General features: G+C 45.9%; 19 protein-coding genes. 15 read left to right on the top strand and 4 right to left on the bottom strand.

Annotated elements, in window-relative coordinates; all coding sequences use genetic code 11:
* The first annotated feature begins 15 nt into the window (after positions 1 to 15).
* From AR1Y2_RS10420 to holA, 8 genes are all read left to right on the top strand, one after another.
* Positions 16 to 1,416: a HAMP domain-containing sensor histidine kinase gene (locus AR1Y2_RS10420; protein WP_137328887.1), complete on the top strand. Its 1,401-nt coding sequence runs from the start codon at positions 16 to 18 to the stop codon at positions 1,414 to 1,416.
* An 11-nt stretch (positions 1,417 to 1,427) separates the two neighbouring features.
* On the top strand, positions 1,428 to 1,949 hold the full coding sequence (locus AR1Y2_RS10415) for a GerMN domain-containing protein (protein ID WP_243118724.1): 522 nt from the start codon (positions 1,428 to 1,430) through the stop codon (positions 1,947 to 1,949).
* Between the two features lie 6 nt (positions 1,950 to 1,955).
* Positions 1,956 to 4,211 carry a DNA internalization-related competence protein ComEC/Rec2 gene (locus tag AR1Y2_RS10410; RefSeq protein WP_137328885.1) on the top strand — a complete coding sequence of 752 codons (2,256 nt, stop codon included), beginning with the start codon at positions 1,956 to 1,958 and terminating at the stop codon, positions 4,209 to 4,211.
* A gap of 98 nt (positions 4,212 to 4,309) precedes the next feature.
* Positions 4,310 to 4,576, top strand: a complete 267-nt coding sequence (locus tag AR1Y2_RS10405) for a type II toxin-antitoxin system Phd/YefM family antitoxin (protein WP_137328884.1) — start codon at positions 4,310 to 4,312, stop codon at positions 4,574 to 4,576.
* Positions 4,566 to 4,871: a type II toxin-antitoxin system RelE/ParE family toxin gene (locus tag AR1Y2_RS10400; RefSeq protein WP_137328883.1), complete on the top strand. Its 306-nt coding sequence runs from the start codon at positions 4,566 to 4,568 to the stop codon at positions 4,869 to 4,871. Before AR1Y2_RS10405 ends, AR1Y2_RS10400 begins: the two co-directional genes overlap by 11 nt.
* 86 nt (positions 4,872 to 4,957) lie before the next feature.
* On the top strand, positions 4,958 to 5,575 hold the full coding sequence (locus tag AR1Y2_RS10395) for a nucleotidyltransferase family protein (protein WP_137328882.1): 618 nt from the start codon (positions 4,958 to 4,960) through the stop codon (positions 5,573 to 5,575).
* Between the two features lie 4 nt (positions 5,576 to 5,579).
* Entirely contained in the window at positions 5,580 to 6,488 is a 909-nt protein-coding gene (locus tag AR1Y2_RS10390) for a selenium metabolism-associated LysR family transcriptional regulator (RefSeq protein ID WP_137328881.1), read from the top strand.
* Positions 6,489 to 6,490: 2 nt separating this feature from the next.
* Entirely contained in the window at positions 6,491 to 7,468 is a 978-nt protein-coding gene (gene holA / locus AR1Y2_RS10385; RefSeq protein WP_137328880.1) for a DNA polymerase III subunit delta, read from the top strand.
* A gap of 237 nt (positions 7,469 to 7,705) precedes the next feature.
* Here holA and AR1Y2_RS10380 read toward each other — a convergent pair whose 3' ends face one another.
* Genes AR1Y2_RS10380 through AR1Y2_RS10370 form a run of 3 tightly spaced genes read right to left on the bottom strand, consistent with a single transcriptional unit; the run spans position 7,706 to position 10,308 of the window.
* Positions 7,706 to 8,383: a class II aldolase/adducin family protein gene (locus tag AR1Y2_RS10380; RefSeq protein WP_137328879.1), complete on the bottom strand. Its 678-nt coding sequence runs from the start codon at positions 8,381 to 8,383 to the stop codon at positions 7,706 to 7,708.
* A gap of 18 nt (positions 8,384 to 8,401) precedes the next feature.
* The gene (locus tag AR1Y2_RS10375) at positions 8,402 to 9,388 is read right to left on the bottom strand and encodes a transketolase family protein (RefSeq protein WP_137328878.1); all 987 of its coding nucleotides are present in this window, start codon (positions 9,386 to 9,388) and stop codon (positions 8,402 to 8,404) included.
* Positions 9,389 to 9,402: 14 nt separating this feature from the next.
* Positions 9,403 to 10,308 carry a thiamine pyrophosphate-dependent enzyme gene (locus tag AR1Y2_RS10370; RefSeq protein ID WP_137328877.1) on the bottom strand — a complete coding sequence of 302 codons (906 nt, stop codon included), beginning with the start codon at positions 10,306 to 10,308 and terminating at the stop codon, positions 9,403 to 9,405.
* A 283-nt stretch (positions 10,309 to 10,591) separates the two neighbouring features.
* Between AR1Y2_RS10370 and AR1Y2_RS10365 the strand changes: the two genes are divergently transcribed.
* Complete coding sequence (locus tag AR1Y2_RS10365; protein WP_137328876.1) at positions 10,592 to 11,638, top strand: zinc-binding dehydrogenase; 1,047 nt, start codon at positions 10,592 to 10,594, stop codon at positions 11,636 to 11,638.
* Between the two features lie 2 nt (positions 11,639 to 11,640).
* Here the strand turns inward: AR1Y2_RS10365 and AR1Y2_RS10360 are convergent, their stop codons facing one another.
* Positions 11,641 to 12,591: a sugar-binding transcriptional regulator gene (locus AR1Y2_RS10360; RefSeq protein ID WP_137328875.1), complete on the bottom strand. Its 951-nt coding sequence runs from the start codon at positions 12,589 to 12,591 to the stop codon at positions 11,641 to 11,643.
* Positions 12,592 to 12,713: 122 nt separating this feature from the next.
* Here AR1Y2_RS10360 and AR1Y2_RS10355 point away from each other — a divergent pair, with 122 nt between their 5' ends.
* From AR1Y2_RS10355 to AR1Y2_RS10330, 6 genes are read left to right on the top strand one after another with little or no spacing between them, the layout of a single operon-like run.
* On the top strand, positions 12,714 to 13,172 hold the full coding sequence (locus AR1Y2_RS10355) for a PTS sugar transporter subunit IIA (protein WP_137328874.1): 459 nt from the start codon (positions 12,714 to 12,716) through the stop codon (positions 13,170 to 13,172).
* A 28-nt stretch (positions 13,173 to 13,200) separates the two neighbouring features.
* Positions 13,201 to 13,494 (top strand): PTS sugar transporter subunit IIB, encoded by a 294-nt coding sequence (locus AR1Y2_RS10350; protein WP_137328873.1) that lies wholly within the window; start codon positions 13,201 to 13,203, stop codon positions 13,492 to 13,494.
* Between the two features lie 30 nt (positions 13,495 to 13,524).
* A complete protein-coding gene (locus tag AR1Y2_RS10345) occupies positions 13,525 to 14,928 on the top strand; it encodes a PTS galactitol transporter subunit IIC (RefSeq protein ID WP_137328872.1) in 1,404 nt (467 codons plus the stop codon).
* A gap of 6 nt (positions 14,929 to 14,934) precedes the next feature.
* Positions 14,935 to 16,014: an NAD(P)-dependent oxidoreductase gene (locus AR1Y2_RS10340; RefSeq protein ID WP_137328871.1), complete on the top strand. Its 1,080-nt coding sequence runs from the start codon at positions 14,935 to 14,937 to the stop codon at positions 16,012 to 16,014.
* A 10-nt stretch (positions 16,015 to 16,024) separates the two neighbouring features.
* Positions 16,025 to 16,666, top strand: coding sequence for an L-fuculose-phosphate aldolase (locus AR1Y2_RS10335; RefSeq protein WP_137328870.1), 642 nt, complete (start codon positions 16,025 to 16,027; stop codon positions 16,664 to 16,666).
* Between the two features lie 16 nt (positions 16,667 to 16,682).
* Positions 16,683 to 17,084 carry a hypothetical protein gene (locus AR1Y2_RS10330; protein WP_137328869.1) on the top strand — a complete coding sequence of 134 codons (402 nt, stop codon included), beginning with the start codon at positions 16,683 to 16,685 and terminating at the stop codon, positions 17,082 to 17,084.
* Positions 17,085 to 17,093 lie beyond the last annotated feature (9 nt).

The raw sequence follows: 17,093 nt of genomic DNA, 5'->3' as shown, positions 1-17,093 counted from the left end.
TCCTACCTGAAGAGCATGCAGTTCCTCATTTTTATTTCGGTGCTGGTGATCACAGTATTTGTGGTCATCTTGTTCAGCAAGCTTTTGAATGATTCATACAGCGAAAAAGCAGAACAGCAGAAGATAGACGGGGTCGTCAGCCAGTGCCAGTGGCTGGCCGGCCAGGTAGTTGGGGTGGATTTTCTTATCGATGACAGCTCCAACTCTATTTCTAATCAGACCAATGAGCTGGCGGCAGGCCTGCATGGGCGGATTATCGTCATAAAGAGCAATTATAAGATCGTAAAAGATACCATGACAGATTATCAGGACAAGTTTTATATTTCGGATGATCTGCTTAAAATAATGAACGGAAACAAGAAACGGATCGTTTCCAAGGCGGGTAAAAACGTGGAGATCATGATACCGATCATGAACAAGGGGAGCCGTAAGAAAAAGGTGCTGGGCAGTGTCATTGCCACGATCCCCAAGAGTGATATTGTTGCAGTCTCCAATGAGATGAAGCAGCAAAGGAATATGCTTATGGTGGCGTTCATTATCTGCGGAATGTCCGCCGGAGCTCTGTTGAGCTATTGGCTGACCAAGGATTACAGAAAGATCCAAAAGGATCTTGACTTTATCGCTTCCGGACATGAAGATGAGACCATCAGCGTGGTCGGATGTACAGAAGTGAAAAATATGGTCAACAGTGTCAACGAGATTCTTGCCAAGGCACAGGTCCTTGAAAATTCGCGTCAGGAGTTCGTCTCCAACGTGTCCCATGAGCTGAAGACACCAATGACCTCTATGAAGGTGCTTGCGGATTCACTTTTACAGCAGGGAGAGAGTGTACCGGCGGAACTCTACCGTGAATTCATGAATGACATCGTAGCAGAGATCGACCGGGAGAATGTTATCATATCTGATCTGCTTTCCCTTGTAAAATTGGACAAGAAGGCAGCGAAGCTGGAGATTTCCAGCGTGAAAATTAATGAATTGCTGGAGATGATCATGAAACGGCTCAAGCCGATTGCCGGCCAGCGGAATATCGAACTGATTCTGGAATCTTTCCGTCCGGTGACGGCAGAGATTGACGAGGTAAAACTCAGCCTGGCGCTGTCCAATTTGATCGAAAACGCCATCAAATATAACCAGGACAACGGATGGGTGAGGGTATCCCTGAATGCGGACCATAAGTATTTTTATGTGAAGGTGGCCGATTCCGGCGTTGGTATACCGGAAGACTGCCAGGGACAGGTGTTTGAGCGTTTCTACAGGGTTGACAAAGCCAGGTCCAGGGAGACCGGAGGAACAGGTCTTGGACTTGCCATTACTAAAAATGCCATCCTTGTCCACAACGGCGAGATTAAGTTATACAGCAAAGAAGGGGAAGGCACCACGTTTACGGTGAGAATTCCTCTAAAATATCAGGCATGAGGAGGGATACAGTGACAAAAAAACGAACGATTTCTATATGTATCCTTTTTGTCCTTACCTGTGTGCTGCTTCTCTGTGCGGGATGTTCCAAAGAGGAAGATGACAGCACAAAGACCAAAGGCGGGACAGGGATTTACTATACAAACAGAAGCTATACAAAGCTGATTAAAAAAGACAAAAAGATCGATGTCGATATGAACAGCCAGCTCGGGGCAGAAGAGCTTTTGGACCAGATGGAAAAGGTCGAAAAAAGCAGCAAATATAAAACTGCCATACCAGACAATATTGTCATCAGCAATGTGACGGTTTCCAACAATATCGCATATGTTGATTTTTCTATAGGATATAAGAAGATAGAACCGAATGAAGATGTCATCTGCAAGGCTGCCATCGTCTATACGCTGACGCAGCTGAAAGGAGTCGGATATGTGGAATTCACTGTTTCCGGCCGGCCGATCATAGATACAGACGGGAAACTGATTGGTGCTCTGAACCGTGACAGCTTTCTGTTCGGGGAACTTCCGATGGAGTAAAATTAAATGAATCATAGACCATTTCTTGCGTTGTTTGCAGGCTGTTGGCTTGGAGAACTCACAGCATGTAAAAACGTCTGGATGGTGTTTGCCGCGCTTCTCTTTCCGGGGATCCTTGTGCTCTTTTTTAAGAACAGGACCTGGTTTATGAGAGGCGCTGTTTTGTCTGCCTTGATCGGCTTTTTTTTGGGAGGCTTTGTGTTTTCCTACCAGGACCAAAGGATCAGGGGACAGGAAAAGGCACTGGAAGGCCTAGGGCAGGTCAAAGCAGTGGGCACGGTTGAATGGAAGGGAAAGACAAAAACGAAGGAGTACCTGCTGGTCTCTCATCTCTTTCTACCTGAACAAAAGCTTTATCTGGATGGGGATATTATGGTATATGACGACGATTTTAACGGGGTGCTTTCCGGAAATAAGATTTCCTTATCAGGGGAGCTTAAGCCCCACGAGGGCCCCACAAATCTGGGGGAGAACGATATGAGAGTCTATTATCTTTCCAGGAATGTCGAGTTTACCATGTTTCCAAGGGACCGGGAGATCGTGGGGCAGGAGAAAAACATATGGAAGAATGTGCTGTTTTCGTTACGGGAGCAAATGTCTAAAAACCTGTCTTCTCAATACACAAATGAGATCCTTTCTGTTTCACAGGCTATGATCCTGGGAGATAAGACAGGAATCTCAGATGATACCAAGGATGCATTCACCGAAAGCGGCATTGTTCATATTCTGGCAATTTCAGGTCTGCATATTTCTCTGGTCGGAAGAGGCATCTTGCGCAGGCTGAGAAAGGCCAGTTTCCCCTTTTGGTTTTCGGGGACTTTCGGACTGCTGTTCGCGTTTTCTTACTGTGTCATGACGGGTATGTCTGGATCTTCTGAAAGGGCATTTTTGATGTTTCTGATCTTTCTTTTATCCCAAGCTTTGGGACGCTCCTATGACCTGCTCTCCTCGGGAGGCGTTGCGGGCATTGTTCTGCTGTTGGAGTGTCCGTTTCGATGTGCGGACGCAGGTTTTTTGATGTCCATGGGTGCAGTCATTTCTGCGGGGATCTATGGGGAGATATTCGGCGGAGGGAAAAAGAAGACATTGTTAGAAAAACAGAAAAGCCGTCTTGTCTTCTGTTGTGTAATTCAGGTGATTATGGCACCGGTTCTTTTATATTTCCAGTATGAGTGTTATCTATACTCTTTTCTTTTTAATTTTCTTATGTTGCCACTGGTAACGGCAGGATTCACTGCTGGTTTTCTCAGTTCCTTTTTTCCGTTCTTTTTATTTTCTGTGCCCGCTTCTATGCTGTTTTCTGTGACTCTTTCTGCAACCCGGTTGGCTGGATGTCTTCCTTTTTCAAATATTGTTTTAGGAAAGCCTCCACTTCTTTGGATCATTGTATTTTATCTGGAGCTGTTTTTTGTCTGTCAGGGACTTAAGGGAAAGCCTTTTTGGAAGTATGCCTGTCTTTTGGCAGGAGCCTGTTTTCTGGTTTTAGGGGTACAAAAGAGAGCGGATAAAATTTCTTTTTTGGACGTGGGGCAGGGAGACTGCATCGCCTTATCCCTGAACCGCAGTGACATGATCCTGGTGGACGGGGGAAGCTCCTCCAAAAAGAATGTGGGCCGGTACCTCATTGCTCCCTACATAAAATCCCAGGGCTACAAAGCCGTCAGTGCCGCTGTGGTCACCCACTTGGATTCGGACCACTATTCAGGTATTCAGGAGCTTCTGTCCATGGGGATCATCAAACGGCTTTATCTGCCGGATGTAACAAAGGATCAGGCTTATAAGGAGATGGAGAAACTGGCGCAGAAGAATCATGTCCCTGTAGCGTATCTGGCACGGGGCAGTAAAATTTCCGGGCAGGACTGGTCAATGGAATGCCTGCATCCAAAACCGGATGACAAACTGGAGAAAAATGCGGCATCCCTGGTGTTCCGGCTGGAAGTGGGACAATTCTCCGCTCTCCTGACCGGTGATTTGGAGAAGGAAGGGGAGGAGCTTTTGGTGCAGGAGGGAGTGGAACCGGCAGATGTTTTAAAGGCAGGGCACCATGGATCCAGGAATGGGACGGGGGAAGCACTGCTTAGACAGTTAAAACCTGGAATTGCTGTGGTGTCTGCTGGGAAAAACAACCGGTATGGGCATCCGCACAGGGAGACCATAGAACGACTGAAAGCTTCTGAGTGCAGGATTTACGAAACATCCAAACAAGGAATGCTGTGGTTTTCTATGGAAAGAAAGCGGTGGTATTTACATTCATACAGATGATATAAATTTTTGTGAATACGAAGAAAAAGTGTTTTTATTTACTCCATATCTATAATTTGATATAATTATATCAAATTATAGATATGGAGGTGTGAAAAATGATTATAAAAGCATCCGCTGCATTGAGAAATGATTATTCATCTATTTCTGATATGGCAAAAGAAACAAAAGAACCTATTTATATTACACGAAACGGCGAAGGTGATGGAGTATTTATGAATATTGATGCCTTTGAGAAGAGAGAACAGATGCTGGATCTTCGGGAAAAAGTATTGCAGGCGGAACTGGAACGTCTAAGCGGCGCAGAAACACTCAGCGTCACAGAGGCGAGAAAGAGATTGAGGGATCGGATTGATGCATTATAAAGTTGGGATTCTTCCAACAGCGTGGGAAGATTTAAAACGTATCGAAGATTGGTATATACTACAATTTGATGTTAGAACAGCGTTAAAAGTCAGCGATCATATTTTGAATACGATTGAAAGGCTGGAATCATATCCTGATTCGGGGTCTTTGACCCCGGATAAATGGCTGAATGAACGGGGATACCGTATGATCATCTGCGAAAAACAGGTGGCGATTTACCGCAAGATTGATAAAACTGTATATATTTATCATATAGCGGATACACAGACCGAGTATACAAAATTATTTTATTGATTTATAAATGTCTGATCCGTATAATACCTGTTCATTTAGAGCAGGATGTTCTGGTTTTTACGTTCTAAAATTGATATAATAAGAAAATGAATAAAAAGAAGAAATTTGCCGGCATCGTCCCATGTGCAGGTCTTTCCCGGAGGATGGGAGCCTTTAAGCCGCTGCTCCCATTTGGAGACAGCACCATTATCAGGGCCACGGTAGTAAGTCTTCTGGATGCCGGGGTTTGTAAGGTCATAGTGGTTGTTGGATGCCGGAGCAAAGAGATTGAAGAGGAGCTTTCCGGTCTTGAAAGAGTAGAGTTTGTATATAATCAGAATTTTGAGCACGGTGATATGATGCAGTCAGTGCAGCTAGGTTTGGCACAGGCCCTGTCGTTTGACGGCGCTGTGGTCGTGCCAGGAGATATGCCTATGATCTCCGGGAGAACTTATGAGACGCTTTTTGCCTGGTTTGAGGCAGCGGCGCCTTTGGTTGTGATTCCTGTCAAAGAGGGGAGGAGAATCCATCCTCCGGTGATCTCCTGTGAGTGTTTTCCTTATCTTTTAAAGTTCCGGGGAAGTGGAGGGCTGAGGCGGGCGCTCCTGCAATTTTTAGAATCCACGGTTCTGGTGACTGTGGAGGATGACCCGGGCTGTATGCTGGATACGGACACGCCCCAGGATTATGTGAGACTGATGGAATATTACGGCAGAGTGAGGTAAAGACATGGAGTTTCGACAGCTAGAGGCATTTGTAAATGTAGTGCAGCATCACAGCTTTTCTAAGGCCGCAAAAGAGATGTTTCTGTCCCAGCCTACGGTCAGTGCCCATGTGGTGTCTTTGGAGCAGGAACTATCCTGCAGGCTGTTTGACCGGACAACAAAGCATGTGGAGGTTACAGAAGAGGGAGAAAAGCTATACGGATATGCCAAAAAGATGCTGGATTTAAGGAATGAAGCATATAAAGAGTTTATTCGTTCCGGGGATGAGAAGACATCCCTTGTGCTGGCAGGGGATTCTGTTGCCCTCCAGTATGTTCTGCCGGACATTTTAGAGAAGTTCAAAAAACTGCATGGAGATACAGATATTGCCCTGATTCAGAAGAACAGTGCAAAGACGGTGGAGATGCTCCTTACAAAAGAAGCGGATCTTGGATTTCTGGGGAGGCACGAAGATGTGCCGGAGCTTACCTTCATTCCGTACGGCTGTGACCAGCAGGTGGTGATCGCCCCCAACCGTGAGAGGTATCGGAACCTGCTGGAAAATGGATATACCCTGGAGGGCCTCCTAAGGGAACCGTTTATCTTAAGGGAACTGACCGATGACACGGAGGAAGATGAGGACCGCTTTTTAGAAGAACACGGCATCGACTTAAAGACTCTGCATGTGGCGGCAAAGATCCACGACAAAGAGATTATGAAGCGGTCGGTGAGCATGGGGATGGGAATCGCTGTCATGCCTCTGAAAGCTGTGGAGGAGGAAGCAAAAAAAGGAAACCTCCTGATCTTTTATTTAGATCTCGAGCAGAATGAGAGGACTCTTTATCTGGCTTTCAGGAAAGAGGATGAAGGGCAGGCCATGCTCGCGGAGCTTACGGCATTGTGTATTGAATATAACGGAAGAGAGAGACTGTGACCATGAAAAGAGTATTGGAACATATAAAAGAACAAAATTATCAGAATCTTTATCTGTTTTATGGAAAAGAAAAGTATCTGCTTGCCCAGACGAGAGACAGATTAAAAAAAGCTCTGATTCCCGCGGAAGATACGATGAATTATTCTTATTTTGAGGGGAAAAAGGCAGATCTTCCGGAAATCCTGGAGCTTATGCAGACCATGCCGTTTTTTAATGACCACCGTCTTATCGTGCTGGATCAGACGGAACTTGGGAAAAAGAGCAATGAAGATTTTTTAAAAGCGCTGAAGGATATCCCTGAGTCTACCATTCTTCTGATCATAGAGGATGAGGCAGACAAAAGATCCAAGATCTATAAGTACATCAACAAAGAGGGGTGTGCAGTAGCCTTTGAGACGCCGAAGGAAAAAGAACTGGTTCTATGGATTGCCCAGATGCTTGCTAAGGAAGGCAGGAAAATGACCCAGAAGGATCTTCAGCTTTTTCTTTATAAGACGGGGCATGATATGTTTACCATAAAAAATGAGATCGTAAAGCTGATCGACTATACCCGGGGCCGGGAAGTCATAACTGCTGCGGATCTGGAAGCCCTTACCACCTCCCAGACGACCAATCAGATCTTTGTCATGCTGGAGGCTATTGCGAAGAAGCAGAGGGACACTGTATTAAAGCTCTACTATGATTTGATTGAATTAAAAGAATCACCGTTCGGTATTCTTGCCCTTTTAGTAAGACAGTGTAACCAGTTGTTACAGACCCAGTCTCTTGCCGCGGCCGGAAAATCCCAGAGTGAGATGGCAAAGGAATTAAAAGTACCGCCTTTTGTGGCAGGAAAGCTAAAACAGCAGGTCCGTCTGTTTCAAAAGGAAGAACTGTATACGATGATAAAGAAATGCGCGGCCACTGACGAGGGGATTAAGACTGGAAAGATAGGAGACCGGATCGGAGTGGAACTTTTGCTGGTTGAGTTCAGCAGATAATGAGTTTTTCTCCATTATCTCCAGTCGGCTCTGGAAAGGCCTCCTTCCGATAATAGAGAAAAACTATCGTAGTGGTGCCTTCTGTTCCGCTGTCATCCTTATCCAGCAGACACTACCTAAGAGCCGAATGGTATAAAACACGGTGTGTCCTATGGGTATAATAGATCGAATGAAAGCCGGGAAACCGTAAATTCTAAAAAGAATTACGTTTTCCCGGCTTTTTGGCTGGATATTGGATCAACTGATCCGGTCCGTTAAGCCCTCTGGCATTTGAGACGTCCCCTGTCCTACATACTTATAGATTTCTACCGTCTGCCTGATCTGGGCATCGCTTAATTCCTTTGTTGGTCCGCATGCTTTTGCCGCGAGATATGCCTTTGCGGTCTCTTCAAGATAGACGGCTGCGGTCAATGCCTGTTTTAAGCTTTTTCCCACGGTCATCACACCGTGATGGGCTAAAATAACAGCGAGACTTTCTCCCAGATACTCTACCGTATCCATTCCCATTTCTGTGGAGCCGGGAGAACTGTAAGGAGTCACTTTCACATTACCGCCGCACGCATTCCCCAGTGTCGTAAGATCCGCCCGGAATTCATTCTGGATCAAAGAAATAGCCGTTGCATATGGCTGATGGGTATGGATTGCCGCATAAATGTCAGGCCGGCGGCTGAAAATATATAAAATTCCGTCCATATCGGAAGATGGTTTGTTGGTCCCTTCTATGATGTGCCCCTCAAGATCCATGACCAGCACATCATCAGGTTCCATATCTTCATAAATCATGCCGGAAGGTGTCATGAGGATTTCACCTGTATCTGTTTTGGTACTGATGTTTCCTCCTGCCAACGAGATGAGACCGTACCGGTCTAATTTAATTCCTGCTTCGATGATTCTCTTTTTCTCTTCTAAAAACATTAGGTGCTCCTTTGCAAATTAAACTTCCAGGAAATCCACAAACCGGACGTCCTCCAAATCGGATTCGTTTAGATTCAGCTTTTTTCCTGTCAGATCTTCAACGGCATAGACCAGGTTCATGGCATCAATTCCGTATTTTTTCATCAGATACATCTTAGAGGCTCCGTGGGGATAGCTCTTTAGGCCGATCTTTATCAGCCTCTTGCCAAGACCATTCTCCGCGATGACATCGGCAACAGCGGTTCCCAGACCGCCAGTGGTCAAATGGTTCTCAATGGTTACAACCCCGTACTTCGCTTTTTTGATCGCGGCCGTTACGCTGGGATCTGTGAAGGGTTTTAACGTTGATATGTGCATGTGCTGGACAGAAATTCCTTTTTCTTTCAGGGCGGCAGTGGCTCTCATGGCTTCCTCCGTACAGATGGAGGAAGAAAAAATCACTACGTCATCTCCCTCGGACAGCACCCGGGCATGATTAAACTGCATCGGTTCGTTGGCAGGGAACAATCTGGGGACCTCCTTGCGGAGCATACGGATATAGACGGGGCCGTTCCATTCATATGCAAGATCCAGGACCCCTTCAATTTCTGTGGCATCCCCGATATCAAAAATAGCCATATTGGGAACAGACCGCAGGGTAGCTACATCATTGATGGATTGATGGGTTACCCCGCCTGGAGTTGTGATGCCGGGAACGAATCCTACAAAAACAACTGGGAGATTTGGATAGGCCACGCTCATCTCCAGCTGGTCCAGAATGCGGCGGTACAAAAATACCGCAAAGGTATGTAAAAACGGGCGGTATCCCTCTCTGGCAAGCCCTGCAGCCCAGGAACACATATTTTGTTCCGCGATTCCCATCGTTAAATAAGATTCCGGCTTTTGCGCCCTGAACTTTTTGACTTCACATGATGTTCCAAGATCTGCCGATAACACAAGTGTTTCCGGATGCTTTTCGGCGAACGCCAGCATAGACTTTTCGTGTGTATTGACTTCAATTTTCATATTGGCACTCCTTTCTATAATTCCTCATATATTTTTATGAATTCATCCCGCTCATCTTCCTTGATCCGTACAAAATGTAAAAACGGCCATCTTTTTTGAAGCGGCGGGATACCAGTTGTTCCGTTGGTTCTGGCGATGACAACAAGTGGTTTATCTTTGTGCGGGGTCTTTGACGCCGCATCAATGACAGCCTGGATATCATGGCCGTCACAGGAGACGCAGACGGCTCCAAAAGCTTCAAACCGGTCAGTCATAGGTTCAACATTTGTCTGATGGTCTGTGGCACCTTCTACCTGCTGGCCGTTGGCATCCACCAGGACAATAAAATTATCTAATTTAAAATAGGAGGCAGACTGGATACATTCCCAGAGCTGTCCTTCCTGCAGTTCTCCGTCTCCGAGCAGGCAGAATACTTTGCCGGTTTCACCTTTCATTTTTCTGGCGTGTGCGGTGCCGGCTGCGATGGACACCGTCTGTCCCAGGGATCCTGCAGTGTTTTCAAACCCTGGGGAATGCTCGGCTCCGATCATTTCCATATTCCACCCGTCCACATTAAACTTTTCCATACAGTCGGGAGAAATCCGTCCGGTTGCAGCCAGTGCGCAGTAGATAACGGATGCATAATGGCAGCAGGATACAAAAAATCGGTCTTTGTCAGGAGCAGGTACCCCGTGATAGGCAGCTCCCCGCTGATAATTCATATTGCCGGGACCAGGTACGCCCGGAAAGGGAATGGGTTCCCATTCGCCGGCAGATGGTCCCAGGTTCATGATTTCCATATAGAGGCTGGCCACCAGTTCCGCGGAGGAACAAGCCTGTGCCAGATAACAGCCGCCTTTATCCAGGGCGGTTTTTAAAATCTGTCTGCGGATACTGTCCGCAGTTTTCTGTATTTCATCCACTGTAGCTTTTTGACTCATTAGAAGCTCCTTTCGATTTCAACAAATGATATGATACATTATTTCTTAAAGATGAACAAATGATATAACCAGTATCTCACTGGTATAAACATATGTCAATCTGGTTTTTTCTAAAATATGCACAAATAGGTCTGAGAATTATTGAGATAATTATACAAAATAACAATTATCAGAAAAAAATAAAAGAAAAAAGATTGTATTCATGGGAAAACAATGCTATTATCATATTACAAAAATTCTTAAAAGTGAACAAATGTAAAATAAAAGGAGGTAAAACACAACAATGAAAGCAGTCGTAAAAACCGCAGACGGTTTTGACAAAATGGAGTATCAAGAGATTGATGAGCCGGCGGCAGTTAATGACCTGGTGAAGATCAAGGTGGCTTACTCCGGTATATGCGGCACCGATCTGCACGCTTACAAAGGGGAGTATCCCAGTACAAGGACACCTGTGATCCTCGGTCATGAGTTCTCGGGGATCGTCACGGCAGTGGGACCGGATGTAACAAAAGTCAAAATCGGTGACAGGGTAACCAGTGAAACTACATATAAAACCTGCGGTACCTGTGCTATGTGTAAAAGCAAAGATTATAATTTGTGCAGAGAACGGCAGGGGCTGGGAACCCAGGTAAATGGATCTATGGCAGAATTTTTGCTGAGCAGGGAAGAAAGTGTGCATGTTCTGCCGGATCATGTGAGTTTATTATCCGCTTCTCTGACTGAACCACTGGCCTGCGGAGTTCATGCAGTGATAGAAAAAGGGAATGTAGGAAAGGGGGATGTATGTGTGGTATTCGGTGCCGGAGCAATCGGCCAGATGGTATCACAGGTTGCGAAGGGATGCGGCGCATCTGTCATCATGGCAGGGCTGCCCAACGACAGGGAAAGGTTTGAAATTGCCGCTAAGTCCGGGATTGACCGCACGGTTGACCAGACGAAAGAAGATTTGAATGACATCGTCATGAAAATGACCAAAGGAGATGGGGCGGATCAATGTTTTGAATGTTCCGGGGCGGTGCCGGCCTTAAACAAGGCGCTGGAGCTTGTGAAGAGAAAAGGAACTGTAGTTCAGATGGGGGTCTTTCCCAATGCAAAGGAAGCGATACGGGCTGATCTGATCCTGAACAAAGAGATTGTCTATGTGGGATCCAGAAGCCAAAAACCGAGTTCTTGGAGAACATCGATCCAGATGCTTGCAGAGGGCAAAATTGTTCCGGAATATATGGTGACTGCTATGGTATCCCTAAAGAATTGGAAAGAAGGATTTGAAAAAGCGGTCCGGGGAGAAGGGGCGAAAGGGGTGATATATATAGATAAGACATTAGAATAGCATCATTCTAATGTCTCGGCTAATTTCAATAATTCCAGAGCCAGAGGTTCATCGGCAATCAAGCTGTTGATATAACCGCCTCGTATGGCTGCAAGGGTGGCTTCTGCTTTTTGTGAGGTGACCACTATCCCGATGGACCATTTTGGGACTTTCAGTGCATCCAGAGGTACTGTGATTGGATAATGGTTCGGAAAGAAGACTTCTTTTCCGTCTTTGTCGATGAAGCGTGCGAGGATGTGGCCTACGGCGCCGTTTTGGATAGCTTCTGCCCGTTCTTCCTCCGTGGAGCAGTCGGAGAGCAGCAATGTGCTGTTTTTGTCATTGAATGTACCCACTCCAGTGAGGGCAATGTCAAGATTGGAAGCGATATCAAGAGCCTTTTTAATCTGCGGTGTGGCCAGAAGAGCATTCTGGACCAGCAGATGGTCTACGAATACAGGAGAGACCACATTTGTATATGTGCCGTTGAACTTTCTTGCCACATCCATGGCAAGTTCCATACCGTCTAGGTGTGGATTGCCGGTTGCCAGGCATCCTGCCATCTGTGCCACGGTCACATTGTAATATTCTTTTGGTTTGATGGCATTGCATACAGCGGTGATGGCACGTCCCCATGAAAATCCTATGGACATATTGTTCTCCAGTATGCCGGACAGAAATTGGGCGGCAACCTGCGCACAGCGTTCCATGGCGATATCATGCTTGAAATTCCCGGAGATGATCACTGCCTCCCGCAGATCAAATTTTTTGCGGACCTCAATGGAGAGATCGGGATTTTTGCGTATGGGGTCATGGACAATGATTTCCACAACGCCGGTCTGGCGCGCTTCGTCGAGAAGTCTTGACACTGTGGGGCGGGAAATACCGATGATCTTGGCAATTTCATTCTGGCTTAAGTTTTGTTGATAATAGAGCTGAGATATATGGACGAGCAAATCGTTGTGATTTTCCATTTATAATTCCTTTCTGAAATGAAACCATACATCAGGTTTCGTTGTTAAGTTAAATATAACATAAGGAATAAAGATTTGGAAAGATAAAATTATACACCAGGACATGGAAGAAAGGAAAAAGAATGCAGACAGTATTCAGGGAGCTGACCGCGGTGAATATGGAAGCGCGGGATTCAGAGGAGGCAATCAGAAAAGCCGGGGCATTATTTTATGAAAATGGTTTTGTCAAAGACAGTTATGTTGACGCAGTGGTGGCGAGGGAAGAAAGATTCCCCACAGGACTGCAGCTGGACGGCATCGGGGTGGCAATGCCTCACACAGATCCGCCGCATGTGTCCAGATCGGGGGTATGTGTCGTAAAGCTTTCACGGCCGGTAACATTCTGCCATATGGGAGAGCCTGAAAAACAGGTAGAGGCGGAGCTGCTGTTTATGATGGCGATCTTAAACCCGGATGAACATATGGAAACATTGCAAAAAGTGCTGAAAGTATTTCAAAACGCGGAGATTGCGAAGAAATTCAAAGATGCCCAGGATGCGGAGCAACTTTATCAGGTGGCAGCAAAATATATCGGTGAATGAGGATTGATAAAAGAAAGGAGTATCATAGATGAAAAAATGTAAAATTTTATGCGTGTGCGGATCGGGAACAGTGAGTTCTGCCATGGTGGCGGGGAAGATCACGGAGCAGCTGAACGAAAGAGGATGGGAAGTGCATGCGGTGGAGACGAGTCCCAACGGTGTTGAGACAGCGCTCTCCGGTGACACCTATGATCTGATCGCGTGCGTAAGCCCGGTGTATCAAGACTTTGGCATACCGAAAGTCAATGCGGTCGGCATGCTCACGGGGATGTCGGAAAATCAGGTAATAGAGGAATGTCTGAAGATCTTGGACAACAAATAACGAAATTTTTAGAAAAGAAAGGATATCAATATGGCAGCTTTTTTTCAAACATTAAGTAATGTATTTTCAACTCTGGGCGCTGCGGTTTTTGTTCCGGTCATGCTTTTTATCATCGCCAAGATTATGGGACTGCCTTTTAACAAAGCATTCAAATCCGCGCTGTTATGTGCCGTCGGACTGACAGGATTTAATCTGGTCATCAACAGCTACAGCGGTGTGATCTCACCGGTGGTGAACCAGATGGTCAAGAATGCCGGTGTGAATCTGCCGGTGCTGGATATGGGATGGCAGTCCACATCGGTCATTGCATACTCCACAAATATAGGGCTGATTTTTATCGGGATCGCAATTTTAATACAGATCGTTCTCTTTGTGACAAAATGGACGGACGTCTTTATGGCTTCCGACCTGTGGAATAATTATTCCTTTATGGTATGGGGATCCATGTTATACATACTGACAAAGAATCTCTGGCTGTCCTTGGGACTCATGGTGGCCCAGCTGCTTTATATACTGTTGTTCTCTGAGGCATGCGCAAAGCGGTGGTCTACCTACTATCAATATCCTAACTGCTGTATGACGGCACCCCACCATTTGGAATCCTTTCCGTTTGCGGTGGGCATGAATCTGCTTCTCGGAAAACTAGGATTTGACAAGATCAAAATCAATGCCCAAAGTCTGCAAAAAAAACTGGGACTGTTCGGTGAGCCCATGTTTATCGGGCTGATCGTCGGAGCGGTGATCGCGGTCATAGGAAACTTTAATGCTCTGGGCACATTACAGGCGTGGGGAACGATTTCATCGGCGGCAGTGTCCACGGCAGCGATCATGGCAGTTTTTCCGAAGGTGGCGGGTATCTTTGCCAATGCATTCACCAGTCTCACAGACGCATACAAACAAAAGGCGGTACAGAAAGGGGAGGGGCGTGAATGGTATCTGTCTGTCAATGATGCAGTCGGCTATGGAGAACCCAATACTCTGGTTGCAGGTGTAATCCTGATACCGATCATGTTAGGTCTGGCTTTTGTCCTGCCGGGAAATCAAGTGCTTCCAATGGCGGATCTGGTTGCCCTGCCATATATGATCGAAGTGTTCTGCTGCGTGTCCAATGGAAATATAGCCAAGACCATTGTTATGGGAGCCATATGGTTCAGCCTGGGAATGGTGATCTGTTCACAGCTTGCACCTACATTTACAGAGGTTGCGTTAAAAGCTGGATTCCAGCTTGACCAGACCGGAGTTTTTATTACCAGTTTCGGGATCATGTGTCATCCACTGATTGCAGGCTTGTTTTATGTATTTTGGAGCCAGAATCCTATTTTAATCGCTGTGGCAGTCTCTGTGTATTTTGTTCTGTATTATATATTTAAAAAGAACAGAGGAAGATTTACCGACTGGATGGAGAGTTGCGCAGAAAACTATTCCAAGGAGTGATTATTTATGAAAGAACTATTTTTGCATCCGGTGAAAGCTGCAGTGATAGGAGATGTTTTTGTTGACCCTGAAGATATGGCGGATGCGTTGGAAAACAGCAGCCTCCGGACCTCTGAAATAAAAAAATACTTTTGGGGAAGCCATGACCGGCAGGAATTTACAAGACGACAGCAACATATTGAGCGGGAAGGCCCGGATGCAGTCCCTTATGTGCCGGAATTGAAACAGGACATCGGATCCATTGAGGTCCTGGTGACGCATTTTTGCCCGGTACCAAAAGAACTTATTCAAAAAGCATCCAGATTAAAAGCAATTTTTACATGCAGGGGAGGGCTGGAACACATCTGTGTGGAGGAAGCGTCAAAAAGTAAGATTCCGGTGGTGAATGTCATCCGGAATGCAGAACCGGTGGCGGACTTTGCCCTTGGTCTGATGCTTTCGGTCACAAGGGGAATATCAGATTCCTTTTGTGCATTAAAAGCAGGGCGGTGGAAAAAGACATTTTATAATTCAGATCACTTTAAGACATTAGACCAGCATGTGGTCGGACTGCTCGGTGCCGGGAACGTTGGCAGTGCATTGGCAGGGAAACTGAGGGCACTTGATGTACAGGTGGTTATGTATGATCCGTACATGGACTTAAAGGAATTTTCAAAACAATTTCCAGATATTAAAATTGCGGAATCCATCGACGAAGTATTAGAAGTATCAGATATTGTAAGTCTGCATATGCGTTTGACCAGGGAAAACCAGGCCTTTTTCGGCAGAGATTATTTCCGTAAGATGAAAAAGACGGCATATTTTATCAACACAGCCAGAGGGGGCCTGGCAGATCAGAAGGCATTAGCTGAAGCATTAAAAAATGGAGAAATCCTCGGGGCAGCGCTGGATGTTTTTGAGACAGAGCCGATCGAGAAAGAGGATCCTCTGCTACAATGTAAAAATGTTCTGGTAACACCCCATCTGGCAGGCACAACGGTGGATGCGATTCCTAGATCACCGTATCTGCTGATGAAAGAGATCGATCATATGGTGGAAAGCGGAACATACGGAAGAGTTGTCAACAGAAGAGAACTGGGATATTAGGAGAGATGTTATGATATTAGAAAAGGAAAGGAAGTCTATTGTTGAGTACGGAAAGAAACTGGAAGGGGCGGGATTAGTTGAAGGTACCTTTGGAAACATCAGCATATATAATGAAGAAGAGCATCTCATGGCTATCAGCCCAAGCGGCCTGGACTATGAAAGAACTATGCCGGAAGATGTGGTCGTATTGTCTTTGGACGGCACGGTGGCTGATGGAAAAAGAAAACCTTCCAGTGAACTGGATATGCACCGGATTTTTTACCTGAACAGAACGGATGTGAGGGCAGTGGTACATACTCATTCACATTACGCCGCAGTGCTTTCCTGTCTGAACTGGAGCATTCCACCTCTGCACTATGAGACTGCCTATGCCGGAAAAGAGGTGCCGTGTTCTGAATATGTGCAGTTCGGGACATGGGACTTGGCAGAATCGGCTCTAAAGACTATGGGAGAAGGTAACGCATGTCTCCTTGGCAACCACGGACTGCTGTCTGTCGGGGAAACCATTTCTTATGCGTTTGATACTGCACAGCAGATCGAATTCGTTGCCGGACTATATTGTGGGGCAAAAGCGCTGGGAAGTCCAGTATTGCTGACAGATGAACAAATTGGTGCTGTACTGCATGCATTTAAGACTTACCGTACAAAATAAGAAGGGGGTGCCAGGCATGGAAAAGTGCATTTACTGCGGGAAAAGATTACCGGGGGATCCGATGAAAGCAAAAGCACATACAAGAGAGTTTGATGTATGTGGACAGGATTGTAAAATCAGGATGGAACGTTACGTCCGGCAGGATAAAAAATATAAACTTCCGATGTTTCTGATGATCTTTGCCGGAGGACTGGGGTTTTTGGCCAGCGCCTTGTTTGGAAAGGGTGGACTGGGAATGCTCGGCGCATATCTGGGACAAATCCTTGCAGGTACTGCATTTTTGATCTTTCCTTATCCCATGCTTTCCTTTGAGACGTTTTTTACCACGCCTATCAAAACTTGTTCTTTGATCTGCAGAGTGATTGGCATCCTTCTGGTTCTGTGGGGAGTTATCTTAGTCTTTGCTGTGATGTTTTAGGATCATATT

Origin of the sequence: Anaerostipes rhamnosivorans, assembly GCF_005280655.1 — a bacterium.
GTDB classification, from domain to species: domain Bacteria; phylum Bacillota; class Clostridia; order Lachnospirales; family Lachnospiraceae; genus Anaerostipes; species Anaerostipes rhamnosivorans.
This window is presented reverse-complemented; position numbering and strand designations above follow the sequence as displayed.

Excerpts from the sequence above, each read along its gene's own strand:
- AR1Y2_RS10350 (WP_137328873.1), top strand. The coding sequence starts at position 13,201 with ATGAAAAAATGTAAAATTTTATGCGTGTGCGGATCGGGAACAGTGAGT.
- AR1Y2_RS10380 (WP_137328879.1), bottom strand. The coding sequence starts at position 8,383 with ATGTTTTTAGAAGAGAAAAAGAGAATCATCGAAGCAGGAATTAAATTA.
- AR1Y2_RS10355 (WP_137328874.1), top strand. The coding sequence starts at position 12,714 with ATGCAGACAGTATTCAGGGAGCTGACCGCGGTGAATATGGAAGCGCGG.
- AR1Y2_RS10340 (WP_137328871.1), top strand. The coding sequence starts at position 14,935 with ATGAAAGAACTATTTTTGCATCCGGTGAAAGCTGCAGTGATAGGAGAT.
- AR1Y2_RS10365 (WP_137328876.1), top strand. The coding sequence starts at position 10,592 with ATGAAAGCAGTCGTAAAAACCGCAGACGGTTTTGACAAAATGGAGTAT.
- AR1Y2_RS10410 (WP_137328885.1), top strand. The coding sequence starts at position 1,956 with ATGAATCATAGACCATTTCTTGCGTTGTTTGCAGGCTGTTGGCTTGGA.
- AR1Y2_RS10345 (WP_137328872.1), top strand. The coding sequence starts at position 13,525 with ATGGCAGCTTTTTTTCAAACATTAAGTAATGTATTTTCAACTCTGGGC.
- AR1Y2_RS10405 (WP_137328884.1), top strand. The coding sequence starts at position 4,310 with ATGATTATAAAAGCATCCGCTGCATTGAGAAATGATTATTCATCTATT.
- holA (WP_137328880.1), top strand. The coding sequence starts at position 6,491 with ATGAAAAGAGTATTGGAACATATAAAAGAACAAAATTATCAGAATCTT.
- AR1Y2_RS10370 (WP_137328877.1), bottom strand. The coding sequence starts at position 10,308 with ATGAGTCAAAAAGCTACAGTGGATGAAATACAGAAAACTGCGGACAGT.
- AR1Y2_RS10420 (WP_137328887.1), top strand. The coding sequence starts at position 16 with ATGCAGTTCCTCATTTTTATTTCGGTGCTGGTGATCACAGTATTTGTG.
- AR1Y2_RS10330 (WP_137328869.1), top strand. The coding sequence starts at position 16,683 with ATGGAAAAGTGCATTTACTGCGGGAAAAGATTACCGGGGGATCCGATG.
- AR1Y2_RS10400 (WP_137328883.1), top strand. The coding sequence starts at position 4,566 with ATGCATTATAAAGTTGGGATTCTTCCAACAGCGTGGGAAGATTTAAAA.
- AR1Y2_RS10390 (WP_137328881.1), top strand. The coding sequence starts at position 5,580 with ATGGAGTTTCGACAGCTAGAGGCATTTGTAAATGTAGTGCAGCATCAC.
- AR1Y2_RS10375 (WP_137328878.1), bottom strand. The coding sequence starts at position 9,388 with ATGAAAATTGAAGTCAATACACACGAAAAGTCTATGCTGGCGTTCGCC.
- AR1Y2_RS10360 (WP_137328875.1), bottom strand. The coding sequence starts at position 12,591 with ATGGAAAATCACAACGATTTGCTCGTCCATATATCTCAGCTCTATTAT.
- AR1Y2_RS10335 (WP_137328870.1), top strand. The coding sequence starts at position 16,025 with ATGATATTAGAAAAGGAAAGGAAGTCTATTGTTGAGTACGGAAAGAAA.
- AR1Y2_RS10395 (WP_137328882.1), top strand. The coding sequence starts at position 4,958 with ATGAATAAAAAGAAGAAATTTGCCGGCATCGTCCCATGTGCAGGTCTT.